A 13,412-nucleotide genomic window follows, 5' to 3' on the forward strand; every position below is an offset into this window, starting at 1 on the left:
CGCGCCGCGCGGGTCGTCGAATCGGAATTCAGATGCCGAGGTACGACAGCAGCTCCCGTTCCCGGGAGCGCACCTCGGAGTTGTCCATCGCCTCCACGACGCGTCCCTCGGCCAGCAGGTAGTGCCGGTCGGCGACGCCGGTGGCGAAGTGCAGGTTCTGTTCGACCAGCAGCACGGTCACCCCGTGCCGTTTGGCCTCGCGCAGGAGGTCGCCGACCTGCTGCACGAGCAGCGGCGAGAGCCCCTCGGTCGGTTCGTCGCAGAGCAGCAGCCGGGCGCCCATCCGCAGCACCCGGGCCAGCGCGAGCATCTGCTGCTCGCCGCCGGAGAGCATGGTGGCGGCCGAGTCCCGCCGCTGGTGCAGGGCGGGGAACGCCTCGTACACGCGCTCCAGCGACCACGGGTCGGGCCCGACGGTCGGCGGCAGGGTGAGGTTCTCCGTCACGCTCAGCGTGGCGTAGCTGCCCCGGTCGTCGGGGACCCAGCCGAGCCCCAACCGCGCCCGCCGGTACGCGGCCAGCCTCCCGACGTCCCGCCCGTCCAGCTCGATCCGGCCACGCTGGCCGGCGTGCAGGCCCATCACGCAGCGCAGCAGGGTGGACTTGCCGGCGCCGTTGCGCCCGACGAGGGTGACCACCTCGCCGGCGGCGACGTCCAGGCTGACCTCCCGCAGCACCTGCGCCTCGCCGTACCAGGCGGACAGGTTCTCAATGCGCAGCATCGGTGGCTCCCAGGTAGGCGGTGATCACGCGCTCGTCGGCGCGCACCTGCTCGTACGGGCCCTCGACGAGGACCTTGCCGGCCTGCAGGACGGTGACGGTGTCGGCGAGCCGCCCGACCACGCTCATGTTGTGCTCGACCAGCACCACCGTCCGGCCCTGCCGGACCCGCGCGACCAGCTCGACGGTGCGGTCGACGTCCTCCAGGCCCATCCCGGCGGTCGGCTCGTCGAGCAGCAGCACCTTCGGGTCCAGCGCGAGGGCGATGGCCAGTTCCAGCGCCCGCTTGCGCCCGTACGCCAGCGCCTCGGCGGGGGCCTCGGAGAGCTCGGCCAGCCCGACCATGTCGAGCAGTTCGCCGGCCCGGTCGGTGTAGCGGCGCATCAGCTTCGCCGAGCGCCAGAACCGCCAGCCCAGCCCGCTCGGGCTCTGCAGGGCCAACTCGACGTGCTCCCGCGCGGAGAGCTGCGGGAAGAGGCTGGTGATCTGGAACGACCGGGCCACGCCGAGTCGGGCGACCCGCTCGGGGGGCAGCCCGGTCACGTCGCGGCCGGCCAGCTCGATGCGCCCGCCGCTGGGCCGTAGAAACCCGGTGAGCAGGTTGAACAGGGTGGTCTTCCCGGCGCCGTTCGGGCCGACGAGCGCGTGGACGCTGTCCGCCGCGATGTCGAGGTCGACCCCGTCGACCGCCCGGAAACCCCGGAAGTCACGGGTCAGCCCGCGGGCCGACAGGAGCGCTTGCCCGGCCATCGCCTACTCCTTCGTAGGTCCGGCGACGACCGGATCGGTGACCGGGGTCACATGGCCGTCGCGTCCTGGAAACCTACGGCGGGGCCGTGATGTCGAACTATGTCGATGGCAGCCACATTCCGGGACGCCCGACCGTGCGGGAACGCCACCCCGCCGCCCGGCCACCCCGCCCGCCGGCATCGACGGCGATGACTGTGGAGTCACGGCGTACCACGTCATGTGGGCGCGCCACGGCCGCGCCCCACAGGCGTTTCGCCTTGACCGGTGCTCCTAGGGTGATGGCCCCCTCCCGCGAAAGGTGCCGAGCGAAATGCCCTTCGGCTTCACTGTTGCGATCATCTTCGCCGTCGGCCTGGCGATCTCCGGCCTGCTGGCGCTCGCCGCCTCGAATACGTCGACGAAGGGGACCGCCACCCTGGCCGCGGTCGCCTGCCTCGTCGGCGCGGTCGTGTTCACCATCGGCTCCAGCGCCCACTCCGTGCCGATCCGTTCGGTCGGCATCGTCACCAGCTTCGGCAAGCCGACGGGGAAGGTCACCGGCTCCGGCCTGAAGTGGGTGGCTCCCTGGCAGAAGGTCGGCGAGTGGGACGCCGGCCGGCAGAAGTACGACCACATCGGCGGCGACCACTGCGTGCGGGTCCGCACCGGCACCCTCGCCGACGCCTGCGTCGAGGTGCTCGTCGAGTGGCAGGTCAAGCCGGAGAACGCGCCCAAGCAGTTCATGGACTACAAGGGCGACTTCGACAGCTTCCGGGGCCAGCGGGTGGGCGTGCAGCTCGACAGCGCCGTCAACGACGCCTTCGCCACCTACAACCCGCTCGAGAAGATCGACTCGAACACCGGCAGCCTGAACGTGGACCTGAAGCCCTTCGCCGAGAGCATCAAGACAAGCGCCGAGTCGCGGCTCTCCAGCGACGTCGACATCCTGTCGGTGACGATCACCCGGGTCAACCACGACGACAAGACCGAGGGCAACATCAAGGCCTTCCAGGACAAGCTCGCCCAGACCCGCAACCTGGAGCAGGACCGGAAGAACGCCGCCATCCAGAAGCAGATCACCGAGACCAACGCGAAGGTCGACAAGGTGTCGCGGTGCCTGGAGATCGCCGAACGCAACGGCAGCAACCCCGGCCTCTGCATCAACCCCGGGATCGTCACCGGCGCCAAGTGACGGCCGGCCGGCGTCGACCCCGCCCTCGGCCCCGCCCCGGCCTCAGCCGGTGAGCGCATCCAGGGCGAGGTCGACGTCGGCCACCGTGGAGTAGACGTGGAAGGACGCCCGCACCCGGCCGGCACGCACCGCCGCCTGGACGCCGGCCCGCTCCAGCCGCTCCGCCGCGCCCGGCACCTCCACCGCGACGATCGCGCTCTCCCCCGGCGGACGACCCAGCCCGGCGAGAAACCGGTTGGCCAGGGCGACGTCGTGCGCGTGCACGGCCGGCACGCCGATCTCGGCGAGCAGTTCCAGTGCGGGGGCCGTGCCGACCCAGCTGAACCACGCCGGCGAGATGTCGAACCGGCGCGCGTCCCCGGCGAGGCGCAGCGGCAGGCCGTAGTAGGAGGCGTGCGGGTCGTCCCCCGCGTACCAGCCGGCAGCGTCGGGGCGCAGCCGCTCCCGCAGCGCGGGCGCCAGGTAGGCGAACGCGGAGCCGCGCGGGGCCATCAGCCACTTGTACGCGCCGACCGCGACCAGGTCGGCGAGGCTCGCGTCGAACGGCAGCCAGCCACACGCCTGGGTGGCGTCGACCGCGACGAACGCGCCGTGCGCCCGGGCCGCCGCGACCACCTCGGCGTACGGGGCGACCGCGCCGTCGGCCGACTGCACCAGACTGAACGCGACCAGGTCGGTGTCGGCGTCGATCGCGTCGACGAGCCCGGCCAGCGGCACGGTGCGCACCCGCACGCCCCGCTCGACCTGCACCAGCCACGGGAAGAGGTTGGAGGTGAACTCGACCTCCGGCACCACGACGGTCGCGCCGGCGGGCAGGGCGGCGGCGACCGGGGCCAGCAGCTGCGAGACCGTGCTGCCGACCGCGACGTCGGCGACCGGCACCCCGACCAGGCCGGCGAAGGCGGCCCGCGACCGCTCGGTGGCCTGGCCCCAGCCCTCCCACGACGTGCGCCCGGCCCGCCAGTCGGTCAACGCCTCCTGCACCGCGTCCCACACCGGATCGGGCGGGAGCCCGTAGCTGGCGGTGTTCAGCCAACCCGGCTGCGGCTGCCACAACTTCTGCGCCTGTGCGATCTCCACCCCACCGACGCTAGCCACCCGCGCCGCGTACCGGGATGGCCAATCCCGCGCTCGCGGCCCCGGGCGCCGGTTCAGGTCGCCGCGCGCAGGGCGTGCAGACCTCGTCGCACCTCGTCGAGCCCTTGGTCGAGGTCCCAGGCGGCGATCTCGTGCAGCGGGTGGCGCTCGCGCAGGAGCCGGACCAGTTCCAGGCCGACGAGGTAGCCGCAGCGGCGCGGCAGGTCGCCCCGGTGCACGCTGTCGCGCATGAGGAACCAGGCGGCGTACCGGTCGAGGTCGGTGGCGTCCACGTCGGCGGCGATCCGGTGCAGGATCTCCGGCCAGCGGCGCCGGCAGTCGGCGAGCCACCGCCGGTGGGTGGCGCCCATCCAGAGGTACTCGTCGTCAGGTCGTCGCGGGTCCAGCTCGGCCGTCACCTGGGTGGCCAGCCCTTCGGTGAGCAGCGCGGGGGCGACCCCGTGCTCCGGCCAGTCCCGGATGCGGGCCAGCCGGTCGTGCACCACGTGCGCCACCTCGTGCCGGACCAGCAGCTCGTCGTGCTCCGGCTCGCCGAGCCGCTCGACGGCGAGGAACACGGCACCTGGACGGTCACCGGCGGGGCCGAGGGAACCGTGACGTACGAATGGATGGAGGGCCGGTTCTTCCTGCTCCAGCGCGTCGCACTCACCCAGTTCGGTCAGCCCGTCACCGGCCTGGAGGTGATCGGCAACCTGCGCCCGTTCGGCGAGCCCGTGAGCGCGGACGTGGTGTCGCGGTTCTACGACTCGACCGGCAACACCCTCGACTACGTCTACGAGCTGACCGGCGACAAGCTGACGATCTGGGGCGGCGCGAAGGGCAGCCCGGCCTACTACCAGGGCACGTTCAGCGCCGACGACACCACGGTCACCGGTGAGTGGGTCTACCCCGGCGGGGGCGGCTACCCCTCGACCATGACCCGGGTCTGACCTCGCCCACCCCGCCGGCCAGGCTGGCCGGCGGGGTGGTGGCGTCAGCTGACGTTGGCGGGGCCGAGGACGCTCTTCAGGTCGCCCATCAGCGCGGTGGTCGCCGCCACCCGGAACGGCCCCAGCCGCAGGGTGGTGGTCCGGCCGCCGTTGAGCAACTTGACGTGCACCTCGGTGTCGCCCGGATGCAGCACCAGGGTCTCCTTGAGCCGCTCCACCAGCGGCGGGGTGCACCGGTGCACCGGGATGGTCAGGGTGACCGGCTTGCTCCCCGGGGTGCTGCTGACGTCCGGCATGGACATGTCCATCGCCATGATCCGGGGCGTGTCGTCGCGCCGGTCCACCCGCCCCTTCACCACCACGATGGCGTCCTCGGCGATGTACTGCCCGATCACCTCGTAGGTGTTGGGGAAGAAGAGGGTCTCCACGCCGCCGGCGAGGTCCTCCAGGGTGGCCGACGCCCAGGCCCGGCCCTGCTTGGTGACCCGCCGCTGCACCCCGGAGAGGATGCCGGCGAGGGTGACCACGGCCCCGTCCGGGACGGTGCCCTCCTCGGACAGGGAGGCGATGGTGCAGTCCGCCGCCGCGCCGAGGACGTGCTCCAGGCCGAAGAGCGGGTGGTCGGAGACGTAGAGGCCGAGCATCTCGCGTTCGAAGGCGAGCTTGTCGCGCTTGTCCCACTCCCCGTCGCCGATGACCGGCATCACCGTGGTGCTGTTGGTCTCCGCGTCGCCGAAGCCGGCGCCGAAGAGGTCGTACTGGCCGACGGCCTCCTTGCGCTTGACGTCGGCGTACGCGTCGATCGCCTCCGCGTGCACCGTGAGCAGCGCCTTGCGGGAGTGCCCGAGCGAGTCGAACGCCCCGGCCTTGATCAGCGATTCGATGGTCTTCTTGTTGCAGACCACGGCGTCGACCTTCGACAGGAAGTCGTAGAAGTCGGCGTACTCGCCCTTCTCGTCCCGGCAGCGCATGATCGCGGCGACCACGTTGGCGCCGACGTTGCGCACCGCGCCGAGGCCGAACCGGATCTCCTTGCCGACCGGGGTGAACGGCCCCGCGGAGGTGTTCACGTCCGGCGGCAGCACCTGGATGCGCATCCGGCGGCACTCCGACAGGTAGAGCGCCATCTTGTCCTTGTCGTCGCCGACGGAGGTGAGCAGCGCCGCCATGTACTCGGCCGGGTAGTGCGCCTTCAGGTACGCCGTCCAGTACGACACCAGCCCGTACGCCGCCGAGTGCGCTTTGTTGAAGGCGTAGCCGGCGAACGGGACCAGCACGTCCCAGACCTTCTGGATCGCCTCGTCCGAGTAGCCCCGCTCCCGGCAGCCGTCACGGAAGGGGATGAACTCCTTGTCGAGGATCTCCTTCTTCTTCTTGCCCATCGCGCGGCGCAGCAGGTCGGCCTGGCCGAGGGTGTAGCCGGCGAGAATCTGCGCGGCGCGCTGCACCTGCTCCTGGTAGACGATCAGGCCGTAGGTGGGCGCGAGGATCTCGCGCAGCGGTTCCTCCAGCTCCGGGTGGATCGGGGTGATCTCCTGGAGGTTGTTCTTGCGCAGCGCGTAGTTGGTGTGCGAATCGACGCCCATCGGGCCGGGCCGGTAGAGCGCAAGGACGGCGGAGATGTCCTCGAAGTTGTCCGGCTTCATCATTCGCAGCAGGGAGCGCATGGGCCCGCCGTCGAGCTGGAACACCCCCAGGGTGTCGCCCCGGGCCAGCAGCTCGTACGCGGGCCTGTCGTCCAGCGGCAGCGCCAGCAGTTCCAGCTCCTTGCCGTGGTTGAGCTGGATGTTCTTCACCGCGTCGTCGATGATCGTCAGGTTGCGCAGGCCGAGGAAGTCCATCTTCAACAGCCCGAGCGACTCGCACGTCGGGTAGTCGAACTGGGTGATGATGACCCCGTCGGAGTCCCGGCGCATGAGCGGGATGTGGTCGATGATCGGCTCGGCGGACATGATGACGCCGGCGGCGTGCACGCCGGTCTGCCGGATCAGCCCCTCGATGCCCCGGGCGGTGTCGATGACCTTCTTGACGTCCGACTCCGCCTCGTACATGCCCCGGAGCTCGCCGGCCTCGGCGTAGCGGGGGTGCTTGGGGTCGAAGATGCCCTCCAGGGGGATGTCCTTGCCCATCACGGCAGGGGGCATCGCCTTGGTGATCCGGTCGCCCACCGCGTACGGGTAGCCGAGCACCCGGGCCGAGTCCTTGATCGCGGCCTTCGCCTTGATGGTGCCGAAGGTGGCGATCTGGGCGACCTTGTCCTCGCCCCACTTGTCGGTGACGTACTTGATGACCTCACCGCGCCGACGCTCGTCGAAGTCGATGTCGACATCCGGCATGGAGACGCGCTCGGGGTTGAGGAAGCGCTCGAAGATCAGGCCGTGCGGGATCGGGTCCAGGTCGGTGATGCCCAGCGCGTACGCCACCAGCGAGCCGGCGGCCGAGCCACGGCCCGGGCCCACGGCGATGCCCTGGTTCTTGGCCCACTGGATGAAGTCGGCGACCACGAGGAAGTACGACGGGAAGCCCATCTGGATGATGACGCCCAGCTCGTACTCGGCCTGCCTGACGTGCCCCTCGGGGATGCCGCCGGGGTAGCGCCGTTCCAGCCCGGCGAAGGTCTCCTTGCGGAACCAGGACTCCTCGGTCTCCCCCTCCGGAACGGGGAAACGCGGCATCAGGTTGTGGAACTCGAACATCCCCGCGGGGTCGACCTTCTCGGCCACCAGCAGGGTGTTGCGGCAGCCCTCCAGCCAGAAGTCGGAGTTGTCGACGGCGCGCATCTCGTCGGCGGACTTGATGTAGTAGCCGCTGCCGTCGAACCGGAACCGGTTCGGGTCGGCGACGTTCGCCGCCGTCTGCACGCAGAGCAGCACGTCGTGCGCCTCGGCCTGCGACTCGTGGGTGTAGTGCGAGTCGTTCGTGACCACCGGCGGGATGTCCAGCTTGCGGGAGATGTCGTGCAGCTCCTGGCGGACCCGGCTCTCGATGCTGATGCCGTGGTCCATGACCTCCAGGAAGTAGTTCTCCTTGCCGAAGATCTCCTGGTACCGCGCGGCGGCCTTGAGCGCCTCGTCGTACTGGCCCAGGCGCAGCCGGGTCTGCACCTCGCCGGAGGGGCAGCCGGTGGTGGCCATCAACCCGTCGGAGTTCGCCGCGAGCAGCTCCGCGTCCATCCGCGGCCACTTGACGAAGAACCCCTCCGTGTACGACCGGCTGGTGAGCTTGAAGAGGTTGTGCAGGCCGGTCTTGTTCTTCGCCCAGATGGTCATGTGGGTGTAGCCGCCGCTGCCGGAGACGTCGTCGCTCTTCTGCTCCGGCCGGCCCCACTTCACCCGCTGCTTGTGGAACCGCGACTCCGGCGCCACGTACGCCTCGATGCCGAGGATCGGGGTGACGCCGGCGGCCATCGCCTGCTTGTAGAAGTCGTTCGCGCCGTGCATGTTGCCGTGGTCGGTCATCGCCACCGCCGGCATGCCCTGCCGCTTGACCTCGGCGAAGAGGTCCTTGAGCCGGGCCGCCCCGTCGAGCATCGAGTACTCCGTGTGCACGTGCAGATGCGCGAACGAATCGCCCATGCGTGGCGCCCCCCGGGTCGGATCTTGGGTTGGTCGAGCTCGGACGGCCTACCCTATCGCCGCCGCCGAAGGCGGCTCCAGACGCCGCGCGGACAGGGCCGGGCCGGGGTGGCGCGCGTCTCTCCGCCGGCCCCGCCCCGCACGCTCGGCGGGCCCACGACGGCCTCCGGCAGTCGGTTCCCGGACTCGGGGCGCCCCGATCGGCGGCGGCGGCCGTAGCCTGGGCGGACGGTATCCGGCGAGCATTGGACGACCTGATGCCCCTCCCGGACGGTGTCGAGGAGCTGGTCGAGTCGGCGGCGCGCGGCGATCCCGTGGCGCTCGACGCGCTGCTGGTCGCGGTCCGCCCGGAGGTGCTGCGGCTCTGCGCCCGCCTGCTGCCGAACCGGGAGGACGCCGAGGAGGCGTGCCAGGACGCGCTGCTCGCGCTGGCCCGGGGCGTCGGCCGGTTCGAGGGCCGCTCGTCGTTCCACACCTGGCTGTACCGGCTGACGGCCAACCGGGCCCGCTCGACGTACCGGGTGCTGCGGCGGCGCTGGCTGGTGGAGGCCGGCGGCGTGCCGCTGCCGGAGCCGGTGGACCCGCGCCGCACGAGCGTGGTCGCCGGCACCCGGCTGGACCTGCTCGACGCGCTCGACGCGCTGCGCCCCGAACTCGCCGAGGCGGTGACCCTGCGCGACGTCCTGGGGCTGGGCTACCGGGAGATCGCCGGCCTGCTCGGCGTGCCCGAGGGCACCGTCAAGTCGCGGATCCACGAGGCCCGCCGGCAGCTGCGCCACCGGCTCTCCGCTGAGCCCGCCGCCGGCGAGGGCCGGCGGTGACGGCGACGGGCCGCCGCCGGGGCGGGCCGCGCGGCTCCGGTGATTCCGGCGGCTCCGGCGGCTCGCGGTTCTCCGCGCCGCGGCTCGCCGGGATCGCGGTGGTCGCCGTGACCGTGGCCGTGCCGCTCGCGGGGTGCGGCGGCGGGGACGCTCCCGTCTCGCCGCTGCCCGTGCAGGCGCCGGCCCCCCGCTCCCCCGGCCCGGCGTCGCCCTCCCCGTCGGCCCTCCCGCCGTCGGCCTCCCCGCCGTCGCCGAGCACGCCAGGCCGACCGCCGGGCACGTCGGCCGTCGTCCCGCCGTCCCGCCGGCCCACGCCGGCTGCGCCCCCGACGACCACCCCCGGGCGTACGCCCACCGCGACGCGCTCGCCGGGCGAACTGCCCGGCACCTGCTTCGGGGCGGTACGCCACGACCTCGTGCTGGCCGAGACCGAGCTGGCGCTGGTGCGCTCGCTCTGCTTCGCGACCGGCGGGGTGCTGCGGATCATCGGCATCGGGCCGGGTGAGGTCGACGTGGACCGCGAGGACCTGGTGTCCCGCAGCTACGAGGCGGGGGTGGTCGACATCCGGTTCGTCCGCCCCGGCACGGTGGACGTGCTGATCCCCCAGGGCGGTACGACGCACACGGTCACGGTGGTGGTGCGCTAACTCCGACGGAGGGCGGTGCGCCGGCGGGGCGTACGCCCCCGTCGATGGCGGCCCCCTCGCCGTCGGGCTGACCTGCCGTTTCCCTAGGCTGGACCGTCATGACGGAGCGGAAGACGATTCTCGTGACCGGCGCCACCGGCAATCAGGGCGGCGCCACGGCCCGCCGGTTGCTTGAGGACGGCTGGCAGGTGCGGGCACTCGTCCGCGATCGGACCAGGCCGGCCGCGCGCCTCCTCGCGGAGCAGGGCGCCACCCTGGTCGAGGGGGACATGGACGATGCCGGGTCGCTACGCGCGGCGATGCGCGGCGTGCACGGTGTCTTCAGCGTCCAGGCCCTGGCACACACTCCGGACGGCCTCGCGGCCGAGGTCAGGCAGGGCAGGACGGTCGCCGACGTGGCCGGGGAGACCGGTGTCGCACACCTGGTCTACAGCTCGGTGGGCGGCGCGGAGCGCCGGACCGGCATCGACCACTTCGAGACCAAGGCCGAGATCGAGCGGCACATCCAGGCGTCGGGCCTGCCCGCGACCATCCTGCGCCCGGCGTTCTTCATGAACAATCTCCTCCACCACGCCGACGCTGAGGGAGAACGGGTCCTGCGCCTCCAGGTCCTTCCCGACCGACCGCTGCAGATGATCGCCTCCGACGACGTGGGCCGCATCGCCGCGTACGCCTTCGCGCACCCCGCGGACCACCTCGGCGCGCAGATCGAGATCGCCGGGGACGAGCTGACCTTCACCCGGGTCGCCGAGATCTACGAGGCGCTCACCGGCACCCCCACCCGCCTGGAACCGCAGCCGGTCGAGCACCGCATGTACGCCTGGTTCGCCGAGAGCGGATACCAGGCCGACATCGCCGGCCTGCGGAACCGGTTCCCCTGGCTGCTGACGTTCGAGGAGTTCCTGCGCGACCGCCTCGGCCGGGCGGCGGCGTCCGCTCCGCACGGGGAGGACCGGGCCGGGGAGCGCGCGGAACGGGGCGGACCCCGGGAGAGCTAGTGCCTCGTCCCAGAGCGGTGTCCGTCGGTGGCGGATCCGCACGTACGACGCTGTCGAGCTGATGTCGCAGACGACTCACCGCCCCCTGGTGCCCCCAGTGGCCCGGACGACGCCTGATGTCACAGACGACTCAGCTCGACAGCGTCATCCGATCCTCCCGCTCGCGGACCGGCTCGGCGGCCCACGCAGCGCGGAGTACCCGTGCAGGGCTACCTGACGAGGCACTAGCCCACCCTCACCCCGGCCAGCAGCGTGTCGACGAAGTCGGCCCGGCTGCCGGCCGGGGGCGTGATCTGCACGTAGACCAGGCCGGCGCGGCCGGGTGCGAGCCCGGCGGCCTCGACCACCTCGGGCCGCCCCCGGTCACAGGTGAACCGGGCCACCACCCAGTCCACGCCCGCCTGTCGGGTGCGGCGTACGGGCGCGGCGACACACGCCGCGTGGGGACGCTCGGCGACGAATCCCGCCGGGCTGGTGTGTGCGGCGATGCTGGCGGAGAGCCCAACGAAGGCACCCGGCACGGTGGGGTCGGCCGCCCACCGGTGCGGGTCGGGCGACATCACCAATGCCGGTTCGAGCCGGCCGTCGGGTCCGTACCGGCCGGCCCAGCCGGTGCCGGTGGCCCGCCACCCGGGCGGCAGCGCGACGGTGACCGGCCCGCTCGTCCAGCTTCCGGCGTCCCGCCGGCCCGCCGTGTCGTCGCCGGCGGTGGACAGGGCCGCCAGGAGGGCCAGGATCCCCAGCGCCAGCGTGCCGAGCCGCCGCCGGGCGACCGGCCGCCCCTCCGTGCGCGCCCGCCGGGCCGGATGCCTGACCGTCCCGGCGGCCGGCGCGGGGACAGCCGGGGCGGGGGCAGCCGGCACGGGAGCGGCCGAGGCGAGGGCAGCCGCCGCAGGGGCAGCCGGTGCAGGGGCGGCCGGTGCAGGGGCGGCCGGTGCAGGGGCGCCCGGGACGGGAGCGGCCGGGACGGGAGCGGAGGCAGCTGGGGCGGAGGCGGCCGGGGCGGGGCGGCGCAGGGCGGCGCGGAAGGCGGTGGCGTCCGGGTACCGGTCCACGGCGCGGGGCGCGGTGGACCGCCGCAGGACCTCGGCCACCTCCGGCGGGGCGCCCCCACCCGCCGCCTGTGCGACGGCGACGGCACCGGGGGCGGCGCCTGGAGCGGCACCGACATCGGCAGCCGGGGCGAGGAGGCGGAGGCCGAGCCGGCCCAGCGCGTACACGTCGGCGCGGGTGTCGACGATGGCGAACGGGTCGTCCTGCTCCGGGGCCATGTAGCCGGGGGTGCCGGCCCGGGCGGTGAGACCGGAGGCGGCGGCGAGGGCCTTGGCCAGCCCGAGGTCGGCGATCAGCACCCGCTCGCCGTCCGGGCCGGAGCGGAACAGGACGTTGCCCGGGCTCAGGTCGCGGTGCACCACGCCGTGCCGGTGCAGGACGGCGACGCCGGCGGCGATCTCGGCCAGCAACTCCAGGGCGGCGGGCGCCGGCACCGGCCCGGCGGCCAGCCGGTCGCGCAGGCTGCCGCCGTCGGCCCAGGTCAGCACCGAGTACGGCCGGCCGTCGGCCAGTTCGCCGACCGCGTGGACGCGGACCAGCCGCTCGTCGTCGAGCCGGCGCAGCAGGCGGGCCTCGTCCAGGAAGCGCTCCCGTACCCGCAGGTCGTGGTGCCAGTTCTCGGCCAGCACCTTGATCGCCACCCGGGAGTCGAGCACCGGGTCGTGGGCCAGCCACACCGTCGCGAACGACCCCGTGCCCAGCAGCCGCTCGATCCGGTAGGGCCCGATCCGCCCCGGACTGGTCACCGCACCACCCCCGACACCGGCACCGCCGGTCGCCGTTCCGCCTCGACAGTAGACGGCGCAGCGGGCCGGGGGCAGCCCGCGACCGCCACGCGGGGTCGGCGCGTCGGGCGGGCAGGGGCGCACCGGTCGGGCGCATCGGTCCGGGCGCATCGGTCGGGAAACCGACGAACCTTCCCGGCCGGACGGGTGACCAACAGGACAAGGACACCCGCACTCCCGAGGAGGAGATCCCCGTGCACCGTCTCTCGTACACCGTCGTCACCGCCCTGCTGGCCACGGCCGGGCTCGTGCCGATCACCGCGGCGGCACCCGCCGCCGCCGCGCCCACGCCGGCCGCCGTCGCCGGGAACCTGTCCGAACGTGCCGACGGCCGATTCGGCGCGGGTACGGACGGCGCCGCCCGCCCGGCCGCCGCCGACCCCGACGAGGTCCGGCTCATCAGCGTCCGGGGCGCGGGGCCGTTCCGGATCGGGGCCGACCTGGCCCGCCTGTCGGCGGCCGGCCTCATCGACTGGATGGCTACCGGCTGCGACGGCACGGTCCATGCCGGCGTCACCGGGGCCTGGGCAGGCAAGATCCTGCTGGCCTTCCGCGACGGGCGGCTGGTGGAGGTGGGCACCGCCACCGCGCCGCCGCGCACGCCCGCCGGGGCGGGGGTGGGCATGTCCTTCGCCGCCCTGGAGGAGATCTACGGCCCGCGGGGCTCGATGATCCGCAACGACGCGGGCGACGCCTCGGCCTATCTGGTGCGCGTCGGTTCCCGGGTGGAGCTGTTCACCGGCCACCCGATCCGGCCGGGGGTCGGCTACCTCCAGGTCGGGCCGGCGTCCGTCGTCGAGCGCGGCTTCCGGGAGGGCCGGTCCTGCTGAGCGACCGGCACCCGCGGCGGCGGATCCCTTCGAGGG

At 73.2% G+C, this 13,412-nt stretch carries 12 protein-coding genes; 6 read left to right on the top strand and 6 right to left on the bottom strand.

What is annotated here, in order from left to right:
• Positions 1–28: 28 nt before the first annotated feature.
• Together ACGFNF_RS09895 and ACGFNF_RS09900 are read right to left on the bottom strand one after the other, a co-directional pair.
• Positions 29–721 carry an ABC transporter ATP-binding protein gene (locus tag ACGFNF_RS09895; protein WP_151455606.1) on the bottom strand — a complete coding sequence of 231 codons (693 nt, stop codon included), beginning with the start codon at positions 719–721 and terminating at the stop codon, positions 29–31.
• Positions 708–1,469 carry an ABC transporter ATP-binding protein gene (locus tag ACGFNF_RS09900; protein WP_393166997.1) on the bottom strand — a complete coding sequence of 254 codons (762 nt, stop codon included), beginning with the start codon at positions 1,467–1,469 and terminating at the stop codon, positions 708–710. Before ACGFNF_RS09900 ends, ACGFNF_RS09895 begins: the two co-directional genes overlap by 14 nt.
• Before the next feature lie 310 nt (positions 1,470–1,779).
• Here ACGFNF_RS09900 and ACGFNF_RS09905 point away from each other — a divergent pair, with 310 nt between their 5' ends.
• Positions 1,780–2,640 carry an SPFH domain-containing protein gene (locus ACGFNF_RS09905; RefSeq protein WP_357579216.1) on the top strand — a complete coding sequence of 287 codons (861 nt, stop codon included), beginning with the start codon at positions 1,780–1,782 and terminating at the stop codon, positions 2,638–2,640.
• A gap of 42 nt (positions 2,641–2,682) precedes the next feature.
• Here the strand turns inward: ACGFNF_RS09905 and ACGFNF_RS09910 are convergent, their stop codons facing one another.
• Both ACGFNF_RS09910 and ACGFNF_RS09915 read right to left on the bottom strand, forming a co-directional pair.
• Positions 2,683–3,720 carry an aminotransferase class V-fold PLP-dependent enzyme gene (locus tag ACGFNF_RS09910; protein WP_393166999.1) on the bottom strand — a complete coding sequence of 346 codons (1,038 nt, stop codon included), beginning with the start codon at positions 3,718–3,720 and terminating at the stop codon, positions 2,683–2,685.
• 71 nt (positions 3,721–3,791) lie between these two features.
• Positions 3,792–4,295 carry a hypothetical protein gene (locus ACGFNF_RS09915; RefSeq protein ID WP_393167001.1) on the bottom strand — a complete coding sequence of 168 codons (504 nt, stop codon included), beginning with the start codon at positions 4,293–4,295 and terminating at the stop codon, positions 3,792–3,794.
• Positions 4,296–4,331: 36 nt separating this feature from the next.
• Here ACGFNF_RS09915 and ACGFNF_RS09920 point away from each other — a divergent pair, with 36 nt between their 5' ends.
• On the top strand, positions 4,332–4,667 hold the full coding sequence (locus ACGFNF_RS09920) for a hypothetical protein (protein ID WP_393167003.1): 336 nt from the start codon (positions 4,332–4,334) through the stop codon (positions 4,665–4,667).
• Between the two features lie 44 nt (positions 4,668–4,711).
• Here the strand turns inward: ACGFNF_RS09920 and dnaE are convergent, their stop codons facing one another.
• A complete protein-coding gene (gene dnaE, locus ACGFNF_RS09925; RefSeq protein WP_393167005.1) occupies positions 4,712–8,242 on the bottom strand; it encodes a DNA polymerase III subunit alpha in 3,531 nt (1,176 codons plus the stop codon).
• A gap of 257 nt (positions 8,243–8,499) precedes the next feature.
• Here dnaE and ACGFNF_RS09930 point away from each other — a divergent pair, with 257 nt between their 5' ends.
• From ACGFNF_RS09930 to ACGFNF_RS09940, 3 genes are all read left to right on the top strand, one after another.
• The gene (locus ACGFNF_RS09930; RefSeq protein ID WP_393167007.1) at positions 8,500–9,063 is read left to right on the top strand and encodes an RNA polymerase sigma factor; all 564 of its coding nucleotides are present in this window, start codon (positions 8,500–8,502) and stop codon (positions 9,061–9,063) included.
• A complete protein-coding gene (locus ACGFNF_RS09935; RefSeq protein ID WP_393167009.1) occupies positions 9,060–9,710 on the top strand; it encodes a hypothetical protein in 651 nt (216 codons plus the stop codon). The genes ACGFNF_RS09930 and ACGFNF_RS09935 overlap by 4 nt, the downstream gene beginning before the upstream one ends.
• 98 nt (positions 9,711–9,808) lie before the next feature.
• Positions 9,809–10,708 (top strand): NmrA/HSCARG family protein, encoded by a 900-nt coding sequence (locus ACGFNF_RS09940; RefSeq protein WP_393167011.1) that lies wholly within the window; start codon positions 9,809–9,811, stop codon positions 10,706–10,708.
• Between the two features lie 224 nt (positions 10,709–10,932).
• Here the strand turns inward: ACGFNF_RS09940 and ACGFNF_RS09945 are convergent, their stop codons facing one another.
• Positions 10,933–12,507, bottom strand: a complete 1,575-nt coding sequence (locus ACGFNF_RS09945) for a protein kinase (RefSeq protein ID WP_393167013.1) — start codon at positions 12,505–12,507, stop codon at positions 10,933–10,935.
• Positions 12,508–12,740: 233 nt separating this feature from the next.
• Between ACGFNF_RS09945 and ACGFNF_RS09950 the strand changes: the two genes are divergently transcribed.
• Positions 12,741–13,376, top strand: coding sequence for a hypothetical protein (locus tag ACGFNF_RS09950; RefSeq protein WP_393167015.1), 636 nt, complete (start codon positions 12,741–12,743; stop codon positions 13,374–13,376).
• Positions 13,377–13,412 lie beyond the last annotated feature (36 nt).

Origin of the sequence: Micromonospora sp. NPDC048868 (assembly GCF_043198195.1) — a bacterium.
Lineage (GTDB): Bacteria > Actinomycetota > Actinomycetes > Mycobacteriales > Micromonosporaceae > Micromonospora > Micromonospora reichwaldensis.

Excerpts from the sequence above, each read along its gene's own strand:
- ACGFNF_RS09895 (WP_151455606.1), bottom strand. The coding sequence starts at position 721 with ATGCTGCGCATTGAGAACCTGTCCGCCTGGTACGGCGAGGCGCAGGTG.
- ACGFNF_RS09900 (WP_393166997.1), bottom strand. The coding sequence starts at position 1,469 with ATGGCCGGGCAAGCGCTCCTGTCGGCCCGCGGGCTGACCCGTGACTTC.
- ACGFNF_RS09905 (WP_357579216.1), top strand. The coding sequence starts at position 1,780 with ATGCCCTTCGGCTTCACTGTTGCGATCATCTTCGCCGTCGGCCTGGCG.
- dnaE (WP_393167005.1), bottom strand. The coding sequence starts at position 8,242 with ATGGGCGATTCGTTCGCGCATCTGCACGTGCACACGGAGTACTCGATG.
- ACGFNF_RS09930 (WP_393167007.1), top strand. The coding sequence starts at position 8,500 with ATGCCCCTCCCGGACGGTGTCGAGGAGCTGGTCGAGTCGGCGGCGCGC.
- ACGFNF_RS09940 (WP_393167011.1), top strand. The coding sequence starts at position 9,809 with ATGACGGAGCGGAAGACGATTCTCGTGACCGGCGCCACCGGCAATCAG.